The 14,655-nt window shown below is 69.0% G+C and carries 16 protein-coding genes; 4 read left to right on the forward strand and 12 right to left on the reverse strand.

The window, feature by feature from the left end:
• Positions 1-12: 12 nt before the first annotated feature.
• A complete protein-coding gene (locus OD997_RS16480) occupies positions 13-1,305 on the reverse strand; it encodes a sugar ABC transporter substrate-binding protein (protein ID WP_434332649.1) in 1,293 nt (430 codons plus the stop codon).
• Between the two features lie 144 nt (positions 1,306-1,449).
• Between OD997_RS16480 and OD997_RS16485 the strand changes: the two genes are divergently transcribed.
• The 4 genes from OD997_RS16485 (at position 1,450) to OD997_RS16500 (ending at position 4,752) form a co-directional block, all read left to right on the forward strand.
• Entirely contained in the window at positions 1,450-2,709 is a 1,260-nt protein-coding gene (locus OD997_RS16485; protein ID WP_434332650.1) for an LCP family protein, read from the forward strand.
• A gap of 17 nt (positions 2,710-2,726) precedes the next feature.
• Positions 2,727-3,587 carry a spermidine synthase gene (locus tag OD997_RS16490; RefSeq protein ID WP_434332651.1) on the forward strand — a complete coding sequence of 287 codons (861 nt, stop codon included), beginning with the start codon at positions 2,727-2,729 and terminating at the stop codon, positions 3,585-3,587.
• A 102-nt stretch (positions 3,588-3,689) separates the two neighbouring features.
• Positions 3,690-4,217 (forward strand): hypothetical protein, encoded by a 528-nt coding sequence (locus tag OD997_RS16495; RefSeq protein ID WP_434332652.1) that lies wholly within the window; start codon positions 3,690-3,692, stop codon positions 4,215-4,217.
• Between the two features lie 46 nt (positions 4,218-4,263).
• Positions 4,264-4,752, forward strand: coding sequence for a SprT-like domain-containing protein (locus OD997_RS16500; RefSeq protein ID WP_434332653.1), 489 nt, complete (start codon positions 4,264-4,266; stop codon positions 4,750-4,752).
• Positions 4,753-4,779: 27 nt separating this feature from the next.
• Here OD997_RS16500 and OD997_RS16505 read toward each other — a convergent pair whose 3' ends face one another.
• The 11 genes from OD997_RS16505 to OD997_RS16555 form a co-directional block, all read right to left on the reverse strand.
• Positions 4,780-5,286 carry a DUF3054 domain-containing protein gene (locus tag OD997_RS16505; RefSeq protein ID WP_434332654.1) on the reverse strand — a complete coding sequence of 169 codons (507 nt, stop codon included), beginning with the start codon at positions 5,284-5,286 and terminating at the stop codon, positions 4,780-4,782.
• A 71-nt stretch (positions 5,287-5,357) separates the two neighbouring features.
• A complete protein-coding gene (locus tag OD997_RS16510; RefSeq protein ID WP_434332655.1) occupies positions 5,358-6,014 on the reverse strand; it encodes a 2-phosphosulfolactate phosphatase in 657 nt (218 codons plus the stop codon).
• 96 nt (positions 6,015-6,110) lie between these two features.
• Positions 6,111-7,583, reverse strand: a complete 1,473-nt coding sequence (locus tag OD997_RS16515; protein ID WP_434332656.1) for an FtsX-like permease family protein — start codon at positions 7,581-7,583, stop codon at positions 6,111-6,113.
• Entirely contained in the window at positions 7,580-8,341 is a 762-nt protein-coding gene (locus OD997_RS16520) for an ABC transporter ATP-binding protein (RefSeq protein ID WP_434332657.1), read from the reverse strand. The genes OD997_RS16515 and OD997_RS16520 overlap by 4 nt, the downstream gene beginning before the upstream one ends.
• 92 nt (positions 8,342-8,433) lie before the next feature.
• Complete coding sequence (locus OD997_RS16525; RefSeq protein ID WP_434332658.1) at positions 8,434-9,069, reverse strand: response regulator; 636 nt, start codon at positions 9,067-9,069, stop codon at positions 8,434-8,436.
• Complete coding sequence (locus OD997_RS16530; RefSeq protein ID WP_434332659.1) at positions 9,066-10,241, reverse strand: sensor histidine kinase; 1,176 nt, start codon at positions 10,239-10,241, stop codon at positions 9,066-9,068. Before OD997_RS16530 ends, OD997_RS16525 begins: the two co-directional genes overlap by 4 nt.
• Before the next feature lie 64 nt (positions 10,242-10,305).
• Positions 10,306-11,097, reverse strand: coding sequence for a class I SAM-dependent methyltransferase (locus OD997_RS16535; protein WP_434332660.1), 792 nt, complete (start codon positions 11,095-11,097; stop codon positions 10,306-10,308).
• A gap of 43 nt (positions 11,098-11,140) precedes the next feature.
• Entirely contained in the window at positions 11,141-12,301 is a 1,161-nt protein-coding gene (locus OD997_RS16540) for an AMP-binding protein (RefSeq protein ID WP_434332661.1), read from the reverse strand.
• Positions 12,302-12,332: 31 nt separating this feature from the next.
• Positions 12,333-13,244: a 1,4-dihydroxy-2-naphthoyl-CoA synthase gene (locus OD997_RS16545; RefSeq protein WP_056515875.1), complete on the reverse strand. Its 912-nt coding sequence runs from the start codon at positions 13,242-13,244 to the stop codon at positions 12,333-12,335.
• Between the two features lie 80 nt (positions 13,245-13,324).
• Complete coding sequence (locus tag OD997_RS16550; protein ID WP_434332662.1) at positions 13,325-14,284, reverse strand: permease prefix domain 1-containing protein; 960 nt, start codon at positions 14,282-14,284, stop codon at positions 13,325-13,327.
• 1 nt (position 14,285) lies between these two features.
• The gene (locus OD997_RS16555; protein WP_056515870.1) at positions 14,286-14,618 is read right to left on the reverse strand and encodes a PadR family transcriptional regulator; all 333 of its coding nucleotides are present in this window, start codon (positions 14,616-14,618) and stop codon (positions 14,286-14,288) included.
• Positions 14,619-14,655 lie beyond the last annotated feature (37 nt).

Raw genomic sequence — 14,655 nt, forward strand, 5'->3', positions numbered from 1 at the left:
AGGGATACAGCCTTACTGGTTGAGCAGATCGGTCATCTCAGCAGCGGCATCCTTCGTCGCCGTGGCGACGTCCTTCTGCCCGCTGAGGATGGCCTGGATCATCGAGTTGGTGGTCTTCTTGGCCTGGACGGCACCGAAGTTCGGGGTCACCGGCACGGAGGCGCCGCCCTCGACCATCTGCTGTGCGAACGGAGCGACGAGCGGATCGGTCGAGGCCAGGGCCTCTTCCATCGCCGACTGGACTCCGGGGAAGTAGCCCGTCTCGTCCGCCCACTTCTCGGCGAACTCGCCCGTGGTCATGAGCTTGACGAACTGCCATGCCAGGTCGGCGTTCTCGGTCGTGTTGAAGACCGACAGGTGCGAGCCGCCGAGCACGGACGGAGCGATGCCGCCGCCCTCACCGGGGATCACGGCTGCGCCGATCTTGCCGTCGAGCTCGGGGTTCGCCTCGATCAGAGCCTTCGGGGTCCACGAGCCCGAGAGCATCATGGCGACGTTGCCCTGCGTGAACGAGTCACGGAGGTCCGTCTCCTTCCACGTGGTGGCTCCGGCCGACGAGAAGCCGTGCTCGGTCGCGAGCCCGGTGTAGAACTCGATGCCGGCCTGCGACTCCTTGCTGTCGAGCTCGCTCGTCCAGGTCTTGCCGTCGAGGGTCGCGACCTCTCCACCGGCGCCCCAGACCCAGGGGTAGACCTGGAACTCGGCGTCTCCGGCGACGGGGAAGGGCAGCATGTCGGGCTTGGCTGCCTTGATGGCCTCACCGGCGGTGACGATGTCATCCCACGTCTTCGGGGCCTCGAGACCGAGCTCCTCGAACACGTCGGTGCGGTAGACGATCGAACGGACACCGGCGTACCACGGCATGCCGTAGAGCTCGTCCTCGTACGTCCCGGCGACCGCGAGACCCTCGACGAGGTCGTCGCGCAGGCCCTTCTCGGCGTCGACGTACTCGTCGAGCGGCTCGAGCGCGCCCGCGTCGGCGAACTCGGCGGTCCAGGTCGTGCCGGTCTCGGCGATGTCGGGCGTGGTGCCACCGGCGATCGACGTGACGAAGCGGTCGTGGGCGTCGGCCCACTGGATCTCCTCGATCTTGACCGTGGCTCCGGTCTCGTCCTCGAAGGCGTCCGAGACCTCGTCGTAGAACGCGCTCGCGTCGGGGTTGGTCCCCTTCATGATCCAGACGGTGAGCTCCTGGCCCTCTCCGTCGACGGCTCCACCGTTGTCGGCGCCACCGCCGGCACAGGCCGCCAGGCCCAGGGTGGCCACGGCGCCGAGCGCCACGGCCGGAAGAATGCGCTTGTGCATCAGGGTTCTCCTCTTTGAACGTCCTGGCGGCATCGGGTGCCTACCACGTAGGAAAAAGTATTCATCACTAACTAATTCCCTGCAAGTTATTCTCAGAAACGTCATGCGGCCGTAACATCGTGCTCCGCGGGTAGGCTCTGCGGCATGTCAGGGGCTCTCGACGACGCGAAGCGCACCACGGTCGCGCGCCATGCCGACCTGCCGACACCGAGTGCGCTGTCCACCTTCCTCAAGCTCCTCGGCGTCGCCCTGAGCGTGCTGCTCGTCTCCTCCATCGCCGTGGCCGGCTTCGTCTTCGTCGACGTCCTGAACAGAGTCGGCGAGGGCGCGGTCGCACTGGAGGATGACGCGGAGGTGGCCCCTCCGTCGCTCGGCGCCTACCCGAGCGACAAGGCCTTCAGCATCATGATCGTCGGCACGGATGAATGCGGCGAGGTCTCGACGCAGTTGCTCGGCGAGCGCTGCGAGAAGAGCGACGAGGGCTCGCGCAACGATGTGAACCTGCTCGTGCATGTGTCGGCGGCTCCTCGCAACGTCACCGTCGTGTCGTTCCCCCGTGACCTGATGGTCGAGGTTCCCGAGTGCACGCGGGACGACGGTTCGACCGCGTCGTCGATGACGAAGGCGCCGCTCAACTCCCTGTTCGACCACGCGGGCATCTCGTGCATCGCGAAGACGGTCAGCGACCTCAGCGGCATCCCCATCGAGTTCGCGGCCAAGATCAGCTTCGACGGCGTGATCGCGATCACCGATGCGATCGGCGGGGTCGAGGTGTGCGTCGCCGGCGAGGGGATCCGCGATTCGCAGGCGGGCATCGACCTGCCCGTGGGGACCCACACCGTCTCGGGAGCGAACGCCCTCGCCTTCATCCGCACCAGACACGGTGTGGGCGACGAGAGCGACCTCGCCCGCATCTCGAACCAGCAGCAGTACATGTCGCGTCTCGCGAAGAAGATCCTCAGCGCCGAGACTCTCACCGATCCGTCGAAGGTGCTGCGGCTGATGAACACGGTCGCCGACAACATCGTGCCGAGCGAGTCGCTCAGCAACGCACTCACCCTGACCCAGCTCGCGCTGGCACTGAAGGACGTGCGGTTCTCGGACTTCGTCTTCGTGCAGTACCCGAACCTCGACGATCCCGACAACCCGGGGATCAAGGTCGTCCCCGACTACGACGCCGCCGAGCCTCTCTGGGCGGCGCTGATCGCCGGCGAGCCGATCACCCTCACGGGCGACGTCGCGACGAACCGCAGCGTCGAACTCGCGACCCCGCCCGCCACCGGAGAGACCCCCGAGACTGCCGCTCCGACCGAGGTGCCCGAGACCCGCGCGACGCTGCCCCCGGAGATCTCGGGGCAGAGCGTCGATCAGGACACCTGCTCGGTCGGCAACCAGGCGAAGTGAACGCGTAGTCTCGGAGCATGGGCAGGACGCGAGCACGAGACACCGAGCATCCTCAGGCCCGACTCGACCACGGCGGCATCGCACGCATCGTGCCGTCGGAGTTCACGAGCGGGTTCGAGCTCATCGTCGACGACACCCCGCAGTCGCACGTCGACCTGGATGACCCCACGCATCTGCACTTCGAATACATCGTGCGCATGGGCGCCGTGATCGACCAGCTGCCGTCCGGCCCTCTCACCGCCGTGCACCTCGGCGCCGGCGCGCTGACCATCCCCCGCTACATCGATGCCACGAGGCCAGGCTCCCGCCAGCAGGTCATCGAGCTCGAGGCACCGCTGGCGACTCTCGTACGCGAGCACCTGCCGCTGCCCAAGGGCGCCGCGATCCGACTGCGGATCGGTGATGCCCGCGAGGGCGTCAAGCGGCTGCCGTCGGCGATCGTCGGCAGCTGCGATCTGGTCGTCTCGGACGTCTACTCGGGCGCGCAGACGCCCGCCCACCTGACGAGCCTCGAGTTCTACCGCGAGCTCGCGGAGCTCCTCTCCCCCGGTGGTGTTCTGCTCGTGAACGTGGCCGACGGCCCCGGCCTCGCGTTCGCCCGCCGACAGGTCGCGACGATCGCCGAGGTGCTTCCCGAGATCGGCGTCCTCGCCGACACCCAGGTGCTGAAGGGACGACGCTTCGGCAACCTCGTGATCGCCGCCTCGGCCGCACCACTGCCCACCGAGTGGCTCCCACGGATGCTCGCCGCGGGCCCCCATCCGGCGAAGATCGCCCAGGGCGCCGAGGTGACCGCCTTCGTACAGGGCGCGCGAGTCGTGACAGACGCGGATGCCGTCGCCTCCCCCCGTCCGGACGCCTCGCTCTTCCTGCGCTGAGAGCATCGATCTCGATCCGGATGCGTGCCCGTGGGGCGTGCCGCCCCGATGAGCGCGCGGTAGCGAGGCACACTTGTCGGGGGACACTGCGGAAGGAGAGCAATGAGTTTCATCCAGGGTTACGACCAGGAGAGCCTTCGCGAGCTGGTCGACCTCGGTGAATGTTCGGCACGGCTCGAGGAGATCGAGGGCCAGCGCAGTCTTCCCGCACTGCTGGAGCGCGTCTGGCTGCTGAAGGTCCTCGACCGTCTCGACGAAGCCCTCCCACTCGCCGATGAGGCCGTCCGCCAGTCGCGCATGGCCGGCACCCGCAAGGACGTCCTGCGCGCACGAGTGCTGCATGCCACGATCCTGCAGCACCGCGGTGCCTACGCCGCGGCCGAGCAGGAGCTCGCGACCTGCGCGGCCGAAGCCGAAGGCCAGCGCTGGGTGTCGATCGCCGCCTTCGCGCACCACCATCACGGCAAGAACGCCTACGAGGCCGGCGACTACGAGACGGCCCGTGAGAGCTTCAAGCAGTCCCTGTTCCTCCGCCGTGAAGCGGGCGCACAGGACAGCGAGCTTGAGACCGTTCTGCTCGCGATCGAGGCCGCCGAACGACGCCGTACGTCACAGCTCGTCTCGGGCTGACGCGTTCCTGCATCGGGATGTCGGCGGCATGGCTTAGCCTGATCGCATGGCGGAACTTGACCGGGTGCGCGTCTGGGGCGAGGCACTGATCACGCTGCATCTCGACGAGAGCTGGTCGTTCGGATTCGACAACGCGAAGCGTCGTGCGGGGCAGTGCGATTACACGAAGAAGCGCATCACCGTGTCGCGCTATCTGGCGGCGCGTTTCGAGGACGACGAGATCCATCAGGTGCTGCTCCATGAGGTCGCGCACGCGCTGGCCGGACATGAGGCGGCTCATGGCCCTGCCTGGAAGCGGGTGGCCCACGACCTCGGCTACGTCGGCGGAACGACGCACCACGGCGAGACAGCGGTCGAACTCGCGCCGTGGGTGGGTGCATGCCCCTCGGGCCACGTCACCTACCGCCACCGGCGTCCCTCGCGGGCGACGTCATGCGCGCGGTGCTCGCGGTCGTACGACGCGCGCTACCTGTTCGAGTGGACGCGCCGCGAGATCACGGCCGACACCCGGCTCGCCGCGCAGATGTCGCGCTGAGCGCGCCGCCCGCGACGCCGCCCGAGGTCAGCGCGATTCGCGGTCGTTCTTCGGATCGACCTCGGGCGTCGGCTCATTCGTCGACTGCTCCGCATCGACGGCGCTTTCGTCGACCGGGAGCACGTCATCCTTCGATTCGTCGATTGCGACGTCGGCCTTCTCGGCGTCGCGAGCACGCGCTGCGCGCCGTCGGAGCAGTGCTGCCGCAGCGCGCCACCCGATCAGGAAGACGCCGAGCACGAGCGCCGTGACAATGATGAAGGCCACCTGCGCGGTGTCGCCCGAGGCGACGCGCAGGAGCAGCCCTCCGACGACGGTGACGGCCCAGACGACTGCGCCCCAGGCGAGCGACCACGGCTGGCGCGGCCGCCCCGGAAGCAGCGCGGCGACCAGGTGGCCGACGAGCAGCGCGACGATGAAGGGCCAGGCGGTCAGCAGGAATCCACCGGGGTCCTCGTCGTGCGATGCACGACCGATCACGGCGAAGACGAGCACCAGGACGGCGTCGAGGACGAGAGCAGGGACGAACCTCATGCCACGACCCTACGTCGAGGGTGCCGAAACAGGCGCCGAATGCGCGGCCTGTTGCGGAGTGAGTCGACGTGTCAGTCGAAGGCGACGAACAGCCCGTCGCGGAGCACCGGAACGACGTCGTGGGCGTCGATCTCGGCAGCAGCGACGGTCGACGTGGGAACCAGGCCCGCGGAGGTGATCCGCTCGGTCGCGGCCACGCCCTCGGCGATCTCGCGCGCAGATCCACTGGCGCTGATCATGTGCCGCAGCGCTCTCTTGAGGGCCCGGAACCCTTCGGCCGCGACAGCCGCGTCCGGAGCAGTGTGGTCGATGCCGAGATCGGTCAGTGCCGCGATGACGGCACCCGCGCCGAGGTGGTCCTCCACCGCGAAGCGCACCGCTCCCGCGGCATCCGCCTCTCCGGCGGCGATCACGGCGACCGACGTCCGGGCCTGCCTGCGCTCCTGCAGCGTCGCGACGGCGCGCGCCACTGACGAGGCGTTGCGGAGGCTGCCGACGAGCACCACGGAGTCCCCTGCGCCCGCGGCGACCGCGGCACCGTTGCGAGACCAGCCGCGGGCGTCATCGAGAGAGACCGAGGACCCGGATGCGACGGCATCCGCCACCGTCGACGAGAAGCGCAGGACATCGACGACCACGACCACGTCGGCGGGCGCGAGACGGTGGAGTCCCTCGGCGCCCCACTCGAGGCGCACCTGATACGTGGACTGATCGAACGGAGACGGCATCCGTCCAGCCTAGGACGAGCATGAACCGACCCCGGCCCCGATGACGGATCGAGTCATCAGGGCCCGGGCGGCTGCAGCTCCCCCGGCTGAATCGGGTCAGTCCGCGGCGAGCGCCTCGACCGGAGCCACACGGGTCGCGAGCCTGGTCGGAGCGGCGGCGGCGACCAGGGTGAGCATGGCGGTCGCCGCGACGATGATGACGATCGGCAGCCAGGGCACGTGCGGTGCGACCAGCCCTGCCGGTTCGAAGTCCGGAAGGGTGGGCGTCGAGCCGAGCAGCGACTGCGCCGCGATCCATCCATAGACGATGCCGAGGACGAGACCGGTCAGAGTCGCTGCGACCGTGATGTGCGTGGCCTCGAGCAGCACCATGCGTCGCACCTGACCGTTCGACAGGCCGATCGATCGCAGCAGGCCCAGCTCACGGCGGCGCTGTACGACCCCGATCGTGAGCAGGTTGACGAGTCCGACGGCGGCGATCACCGCGGACACGGCCACGAGCACCATCATCACGGCGGCGAACGCGTCGAACGGCGTGAAGAACTCGGCGGGGATCTCGCCCTCGACCTGGCCGATCAGCATCTGCTTGACCGACTCGAGCGCGACGGCGAACATCGTGACGAGCGTGACGCCCATGACCACGCCGATCGCCATGCGGGACGACCGCTCGGGGTAGCGCAGCACGTTCTCGGCGGCGAGTCGCGCGGTGGCGCTCGATCCGAACATCCGCCCCACCAGGCGCAGCACGGGCGGCATGAACAGCACCGATCCGAGTGCGAGTCCTGTGAACGACAGCAGTCCTCCGAAGAAGGCGACGACGACTCCGAGCGGATGCACGAGCCCGACCACGACACCTGCGGCGAGAAGGATCGCGCCGGAGACCAGCAGCACCCAGGCACCGATGTGGCGACCGGCGCGCGAGACCTCGTCGTGGGTGCGCTCGACCGAGCCACCGATCGCCTGCAGCGGCGTGACCGCCAGGACCCTGCGGGATCCGGCCCAGGCGGCAGCCCACGTGGTCAGCGCGACGCCCACGGCCGGCAGAGCGATGAACGGCTGCGCGAGCGAGAAGCCCTCCGGCACGTTCGCGATGAGGCCGCTGCCGATCTGGACGCCGATCGCGGCGATCCCCAGGCCCACGAGCAGGCCGAGGGCTGCGCCGATGACACCGACGACGAATCCCTGCTTCCCCACCTCGGCCCGCTGCGACCGAGCGGTCGCGCCGATCAGACGCATGAGCGCGATCTGACGCGTGCGACCAGCGATGATCGTCGAGAACGTGTTGGCGGTGACGATCGCCGCGACGTACATCGCGACGCCCGTGAGCAGGATCGAGAGCAGACCGACGATGAAGGCGAGGGTCTCGCTGTCACCGATGAACGGGTCGGCCTGCAGCACGGCACCCAGGTAGGCGGTGGTCTCGACCAGCACCACGCCGAACGCGGCGGAGAGAGCGGCGACGAGGATGCTGGCACCCATGCCGCGATCCCGCAACCACCCCAGGCGCGGACCGGTCGCCGCGGTCTGCGGTACGACGGTGCGGGTCGGGGAATCGATGACGGCGCTCATGCCGCCACCTCGGCGGCGAGCATGTACGCCGAGATCTCCTCGGCGCTCTGGCGGGGGTGGTCGGCGACGATGCGTCCATCGCCGAGGAAGAGCACGCGGTCCGCGTGGCTGGCCGCGATCGCGTCGTGGGTCACCATCGCGATGGACTGCCCGTGTTCGCGGCTCGCCGTGGCGAGCAGCTGCAGCACCTCGCGGCCGGTCTTGGAGTCGAGGTTCCCCGTCGGCTCGTCCGCGAAGACGAGGTCGGGCGCCGTGGCCAACGCCCGGGCGATCGCCACCCGCTGCTGCTGCCCGCCCGACAGCTGATGTGGACGGTGCTGCAACCGGGAGCCGAGTCCGAGTGTCTCGATCAGTCCGTCGATGCGGGCCCTCTCGATCGCGCTGGGGCGCCGACCGTCGAGTTCGAACGGCAGCATGACGTTTCCGAGCGCCGTGAGGGTGGGCACCAGGTTGAAGGCCTGGAAGATGAAGCCGACGCGGCGGCGGCGCAGGATCGTCAGATCGAGGTCCCCGAGACCGGTGATCTCGGTGTCTCCGATCCAGGCGCGTCCCTGCGTGGGGGTGTCGAGGCCCGCCATGATGTGCATGAGCGTGGACTTGCCCGAGCCGGATGGGCCCATGATCGCGGTGAACTGACCGCGGCGGATGCCGACGCTGACGTCGTCGAGCGCGCGGACGGTTCCCTCGCCGGCGCCGTAGGTCTTGTCGAGGTGCTGGACGCGGGCCGCGAGCCCGAGGTCGGTGGTCGTGATCTCCATGCTTCGACGCTACGGAGCACTCCCCCGCCGCCGCGTCGCTCTGGCGACGCATCCGCGTACATCGCAAGGATGATCTCCTGATCGGCCTCGAGTCAGGCGAGTCCGTGCTCGAACGCGAACACGACGAGCTGCACACGGTCGCGCAGGCTCAGCTTCGTCAGGATGCGACTGATGTGCGTCTTCACCGTGGCCTCGCTGAGGTATTCGCGCGCGGCGATCTCGGAGTTCGACAGCCCCCTCGCGGCGAGCGCGAAGATCTCGCGTTCGCGATCGGTCAGCGACGCGAACTGCGGGGGCACCGGCTTCGGGGCTTCGGCGAAGTGCTCGAACAGCTCGCGGGTCGCGGATGCCGCGATCACACTCGAACCGGAGTGGACGGTGCGGATCGCGGCGAGCAGGAACTCGGGATCCGCGTCCTTCAAGAGGAAGCCGCTGGCTCCCTGACGGATCGCGCGGGCAGCCGCCTCATCGAGGTCGAAGGTCGTCAGCATCACGATCCTCGGCGGGTCCGGTTGGCCGAGGATCTCAGCTGTCGCGGTGAGACCGTCCATCACGGGCATCCTGATGTCCATCAGCACGACGTCAGGTCGGGTCACGCGGACCAACTCGATCGCCTCCCGTCCGTCTCCGGCTTCACCGACCACGTCGATGTCGGACTGGGATGCGAGCAGCATGCGGATGCCGGCGCGGAAGAGCGACTGATCGTCGACGAGGACGACTCTGATCATGCGGCTTCTCCGATCGGGAGCGACGCGCGGACGACGAACTGCGCGCCCTGGCGCTCCGCCTGAAGGCTACCGCCGACCAGCTGGGCGCGTTCGCGCATGCCGATCACACCGTGCCCGCCGCTCCCCTGCGTCTGCTCCCGACCGACGGTGTTGCGCACCTGGATGTCGACCCGGTCAGCAAGCCAGGCGAGGTGCACGTCGACCGCGCCGTCGCCGTGCCGGATGGCGTTGGTGAGTGCCTCCTGCAGGATCCGGTACACGGCGAGCTGGATCGCTCCCGGCGGTTCACCGGGAGGTGTGGGATCGACCGTGATGCGCGGTTCGATCCCCGCCTGCCGCACCTGTGCGAACAGCGCTTCGAGGTCGGCGAGAGTCGGCTGAGGGCCATCCCCCTGACGGTGGCGCAGTTGCGTGAGCAGCAGCCGCACGTCGCTCAGCGCCCCTCGTGCCGTCTGGGCGATGGTGCCCAGCGCCTCGGTGGCCATCTCGGGCTTGGCTGCCGCCGCGTATCGAGCTCCGTCGGCCTGCGCGATCACGACGGCGAGGGAGTGCGCCACGATGTCATGCATGTCGCGGGCGATGCGCACGCGCTCCTGCTCCTCTGCCGCGAGCGACTCCGCCTGCAGCTGTGCCGACCTGGTGCGCCGTGCGCGCAGGACGACGCGCCAGAGCAGACCGCACACCCACGCGAATCCGAGCGCGAGCACCGAGACCACGAGCAGCAGCGTGCCGGTGGTCAGCTGATCCCACCCGCTCGCGCCGGAGGATATCCCGGTGACCACGACCAGGTACACCGATGCCACGAATGCGCCGAACAGCGCCGAGCCGAAGCCCCACCACAGCACCACGCGTGAGCCCCAGGCGGCGGTCGCATAGAGCACCATCAGGATCCCCAGGTCGATGGGGAGCGGGCCGAGGCTCGCCGACATCTGCACGATCGCACCCGCCCAGGCGGCGACGAGAGCGAGCGCCGGGGCGAGTCTGCCGACCGCGACGCCGCCCCACATCAGCAGACCCGCGACGATGACTGCGGCGGCGCCAGCACCGTCGACACCCACCCCACTCGCCCCCGGCCCGTAGAAGGCGACGGAGAACGGGGTGAGGATGACGAAGAGCAGCGCCGCCCCGACGATGTCGAGAACGAGCGCCGTGCGGGAGAGCGGGCGGATCACTCCTCCACGCTACGGGGCACGGCATCCGCCCCGCATCCGCCTGCAGATGTATCCGCCGGTCGCGTCAGACGCGCGCGATGATCTCTCCGTGCGGCACGAGGTACCAGCCGTCGCCGTCGTCGGCCCAGCGCTTCCAGGCGTCGCTGATCGCCTGCAGGTCTGCGGAGGTCGCCATGTCGCTGTCGACAAGCTGCCGGGCGAGCGCGGACTCGAGGATGCGGTCGGCCCACATTCCGCCCCACCAGGCGCGGTCTTCGGGAGTCGCATAGGTCCAGGTGGAGCTGGTCGCCGTGACGTCGTCGAACCCGGCGGCCCGCGCCCAGGCGAGCAGGCGGCGGCCCGCGTCGGGTTCGCCGCCGTTCGCCCGTGCGGCTCGCCGATAGAGGTCGAGCCAGCGGTCGAGTTCGGGGAGCACCGGGAACCAGATGAAGCCGGCATAGTCGGCGTCACGCACGGCGACGACTCCGCCGGGCACCGTGACCCGACGCATCTCACGGAGCGCCTGCACGGGATCCCCGACGTGCTGCAGCACCTGGTGCGCGTGGACGACGTCGAAGCTGTCGTCGGCGAAGCTCAGGGAGTGCACGTCCTCGACGGAGAAGTCGAGGTTCGTGAGCCCTCTGCTCGCCGCGAGGTCGCGCGACAGCGACAGCGCTTTCTCATCGATCTCGGTCGCCGTGACGTGGCCGACCGCACCCGCGAAGTCGACCGTGATGCTGCCTGGGCCCGCTCCGACGTCGAGAAGTCTCGTGCCGGCAGCGAGGTGCGGGCGCAGGTACTCCGCCGAGTTCGCGATGGTGCGACTGCTGTGCGAGCGGAGGACGGTCTCGTGATGTCCGTGCGTGTAGGTGGCCATGCCCCACTCTTGCAGGAGAGTTCCCAGCCGGGCGAATCGACCGTCAGTGCAGCTCGGCGACGGCTCGCCTGATCGCCTCGCGGTCGGGCTTGCCCGACGAGAGCACGTCGAGCTCGTCGACGAGGATCAGCCGCGCGGGCCTCGCGTGCTTGCCGAGCTCCTCTGCGACCACGTCCCGCGCATGCGCGAGCTGCTCGGACTCGCTGCGCCGCAGCGCCTCGCCACGAGGAGCCACGATCACCGAGGCCTCACCCCAGCGCTCATCCTCGACGCCCACCACGACCGCTCCGGTGAGCCCGGGGACGCGACGCACGAGCCTCTCGACGCGATCGAGGGAGACGTTGATGCCACCGGAGACGATCACGTTGTCGGCTCGGCCGTGCACCCGCACCACGCCGTCGTCCAGGAGTCCGAGATCACCCGTGTGGTACCAGCGGATGCCGTGCTCGTCGCGCGAGAAGTTCTTCGCGGTCAGCTCACCGTCTCCGAGATACCCGTCGGCGAGCATCGGACCGGCGATGCGCAGTTCGCCGTCGACCGTCCGCACGCCGACGGTGTCGAGCGGGACGCCGTCGTACACGCATCCTCCACTCGTCTCCGTGGAGCCGTAGGTGCGCACCAGCCGGACTCCGAGATCGGCCGCGCGGTCGCGCAGCGGCTCGGGCAGCGCCTGGCCGCCGATGAGGATCGCGCGGTACGCCTGCAGCGCCGCCCGGACGGGCGCATCGTCCGCCGCGTCGAGCAGCGTCGAGAGCTGTGCGGGAACGAGCGACGTGTAGAGGTCGGGGAGGGAGCCGGATGCTCCCGACGACGGTCGGAGCATCGACAGCGTCGACTCGGCGAAGGATGCCGGCGAGAAGCGTCCGCTCAGAGCGACCGGATGCGTGCCGGCGACGAGCGACCGCACGACGACCTGGAGCCCCGCGACGTAGCCCGCGGGGAGGGCGAGCAGCCAGCGTCCCGCACCGATCCGCGCCGCCGTGGCATCCGCGCTCGCGCGCAGCGCCTCACCGCTCAGGGCGACCCGCTTGGGGATGCCACTCGACCCCGATGTCGCGATCACGACCGCGGTGCCCTCGGACACCCAACTCGGTGCGTCTCCGAGCATGCCGAATCCGAGCGCCGGACCTCCGTCGAGAGCACGGGCGAGAGCATCACGGAGCTCGGCCGGATCCTCGGCATCCGTCGATCTCAACGCGACCATGTGATCCTCGCTCCGCTCCGTCGATCCAGGATCAGTAGTGCCAGGGGAACGAGGTCCAGTCCGGATCCCGCTTCTCGAGGAACGAGTCCCGGCCCTCGACGGCCTCGTCGGTGCCGTAGGCGAGGCGCGTGGCCTCCCCCGCGAACACCTGCTGGCCCACGAGCCCGTCATCGACGGCGTTGAACGCGAACTTCAGCATCCGGATCGCGGTCGGCGACTTGGTGAGCACGGTGCGCGCCATCTTCAGCGCTTCGCGCTCGAGTTCCGCATGCGGCACGACACGGTTCACGGCACCGGCCTCGTAGGCGCGCTGCGCCGAGTACTCCTCGGCGAGGAAGAACACCTCTCGAGCGAACTTCTGCCCTGTCTGCCGCGCCATGTACGCCGAGCCGTAGCCTGCATCGAAGCTCCCGACGTCGGCGTCGGTCTGCTTGAACCGCGCTTCTTCGGCAGACGCGATCGTGAGGTCGCACACGACGTGCAGCGAATGCCCTCCACCGGCAGCCCAGCCGGGGACGACCGCGATGACGACCTTGGGCATGAACCGGATGAGCCGCTGCACCTCGAGGATGTGCAGGCGGCCGGCGCGGGCCGGATCGTGCACGGTCGTCTCGTCGTCGGAGTACTTGTAGCCGTCGCGGCCCCGGATGCGCTGATCGCCGCCGGAGCAGAACGCCCAGCCGCCGTCCTTGGGACTCGGGCCGTTACCGGTGAGCAGCACGGCGCCGATGCGCGGATTCTGCCGTGCATCGTCGAGTGCGCGATACAGCTCGTCGACCGTGTGCGGGCGGAAGGCGTTGCGCACCTCCGGGCGGTTGAACGCGATGCGCGCGACTCCGCCATCGGTGCTCACATGGGCCGTGATGTCGGTGTAGTCCTCGGCACCGGGCGCGAGCACCCATTCGTCCGGGTCGAACAGGTCTGAGACGAATGCGCTGGTCACGGCATCCAGCCTATTCCTGTGGAGGTTGCAGACGCAGACGGCGCCGCCTGCGAGCAGGCGACGCCGTCTGCACTCCGTGTTCAGATGCGGCGAGCGCGAGCGGTCTTGATCCAGCCGTCGACGATGTCCCAGATCGGGAAGGCGACGAGACAGAAGCCTGTGATGACCGTGAGGATGCGCATCGTCTCGTCGGTCACGCCGTTGTCGGTGAAGACGAAGGCCAGGAACTCGGGGTTGATCAGTGCTCCCTGCAGCAGCAGCGTGAGCGACCAGGCGGCGAAGACCACGGCGAGCAGTGTGTTGACCACCGCGGTGACGACGGTCCACCGCCGCTGGGCGTAGACCACGACGGCCAGCAACGCTTCTGCGGCGAACAGTGCGAAGAAGAACGTGATGCCCCACGGCCACAGTCCCGGGTCGAGGATCGCGATCGGGTCGCCGCCGGTGGGGAAGAAGCCGACGAGCGCGTCCCAGAACACCGCGCCGACCCCGAGAGCCAGGAACACGAGGGACGCGATCGCATCGGCCCGCCCCGCGCCGTTCTGCGTCGGCTCCGGAAGCTGCTCGATGCTCCACTTCACGCCGGTGTCCGTGCCGGCGCGCTCGAGGATGACAAAGACCAACGTCACCCAGAATCCGATGTGCACGACAGAGCCGAGAGTCGCGACGACTGCGGTGCCGATGATCTCTCCGGTCGGAGCGCCGTCGAGCAGCTGCCCGAGGACCACCCCTCCGAAGACGCAGACCGGGACGATCCAGAGCAGCAGCTTGAGCAGGCGCCACCATACGAGGTAGTACTTCGGGCCGATCAGATGCAGCGGGCGATCGGCATACCCGGCGGCGAGGATGCCGGGGTCGCCGAGCTCTGTCAGCACCGCACGCTCGGCGTCTTCGGGAGCCTCCCCCTGTTCCAGCCTGGCGTCGATCGCGTCGGCGATGGAACCTTCGAGTTCGGCGCGCACGTCGCCCTGCACCTCGGGGGTGAGGCTCCGGATGGTGGCGCTGATGTACCGCTCGGTGAGCGTGGCCGTCGTGTTCATGTCAGTTCTCCTCAGCTGTGAGGGTCGCGATCGCCGTCGTGAGCGATCGCCATTCTTCGGTCAGGGTGTCGGCGAGCCGGATGCCGGCCTCCGATGTGCGGTAGAACTTACGGGGCCGTGCCTCGTCGGTGTTCCACTCGCTCGTGAGGTACTCCTGCTTCTCGAGCCTGCGAAGCAGCGGATACAGCGTGTTGGCATCGGTGGCGAAGCCACGGCGCTCGAGGTCCTCGAGCAGCGCGTAGCCGTACCCCGCGGTGCGCAGCAGCTGCAGGCAGGCCAGCACCACGGTGCCGCGGCGCAGTTCCTGCAGGTGCGTGTCGAGGGTTTCGTTCATGTCCGTCACGTTACTGTGCGTTACACACCATTGTCAA

This window comes from Microbacterium sp. CGR1 (genome assembly GCF_051062835.1).
GTDB lineage: Bacteria > Actinomycetota > Actinomycetes > Actinomycetales > Microbacteriaceae > Microbacterium.

Excerpts from the sequence above, each read along its gene's own strand:
- OD997_RS16490 (WP_434332651.1), top strand. The coding sequence starts at position 2,727 with ATGGGCAGGACGCGAGCACGAGACACCGAGCATCCTCAGGCCCGACTC.
- OD997_RS16525 (WP_434332658.1), bottom strand. The coding sequence starts at position 9,069 with ATGATCAGAGTCGTCCTCGTCGACGATCAGTCGCTCTTCCGCGCCGGC.
- OD997_RS16520 (WP_434332657.1), bottom strand. The coding sequence starts at position 8,341 with ATGGAGATCACGACCACCGACCTCGGGCTCGCGGCCCGCGTCCAGCAC.
- OD997_RS16505 (WP_434332654.1), bottom strand. The coding sequence starts at position 5,286 with ATGAGGTTCGTCCCTGCTCTCGTCCTCGACGCCGTCCTGGTGCTCGTC.
- OD997_RS16510 (WP_434332655.1), bottom strand. The coding sequence starts at position 6,014 with ATGCCGTCTCCGTTCGATCAGTCCACGTATCAGGTGCGCCTCGAGTGG.
- OD997_RS16515 (WP_434332656.1), bottom strand. The coding sequence starts at position 7,583 with ATGAGCGCCGTCATCGATTCCCCGACCCGCACCGTCGTACCGCAGACC.
- OD997_RS16535 (WP_434332660.1), bottom strand. The coding sequence starts at position 11,097 with ATGGCCACCTACACGCACGGACATCACGAGACCGTCCTCCGCTCGCAC.
- OD997_RS16480 (WP_434332649.1), bottom strand. The coding sequence starts at position 1,305 with ATGCACAAGCGCATTCTTCCGGCCGTGGCGCTCGGCGCCGTGGCCACC.
- OD997_RS16550 (WP_434332662.1), bottom strand. The coding sequence starts at position 14,284 with ATGAACACGACGGCCACGCTCACCGAGCGGTACATCAGCGCCACCATC.
- OD997_RS16540 (WP_434332661.1), bottom strand. The coding sequence starts at position 12,301 with ATGGTCGCGTTGAGATCGACGGATGCCGAGGATCCGGCCGAGCTCCGT.
- OD997_RS16485 (WP_434332650.1), top strand. The coding sequence starts at position 1,450 with ATGTCAGGGGCTCTCGACGACGCGAAGCGCACCACGGTCGCGCGCCAT.
- OD997_RS16555 (WP_056515870.1), bottom strand. The coding sequence starts at position 14,618 with ATGAACGAAACCCTCGACACGCACCTGCAGGAACTGCGCCGCGGCACC.
- OD997_RS16500 (WP_434332653.1), top strand. The coding sequence starts at position 4,264 with ATGGCGGAACTTGACCGGGTGCGCGTCTGGGGCGAGGCACTGATCACG.
- OD997_RS16495 (WP_434332652.1), top strand. The coding sequence starts at position 3,690 with ATGAGTTTCATCCAGGGTTACGACCAGGAGAGCCTTCGCGAGCTGGTC.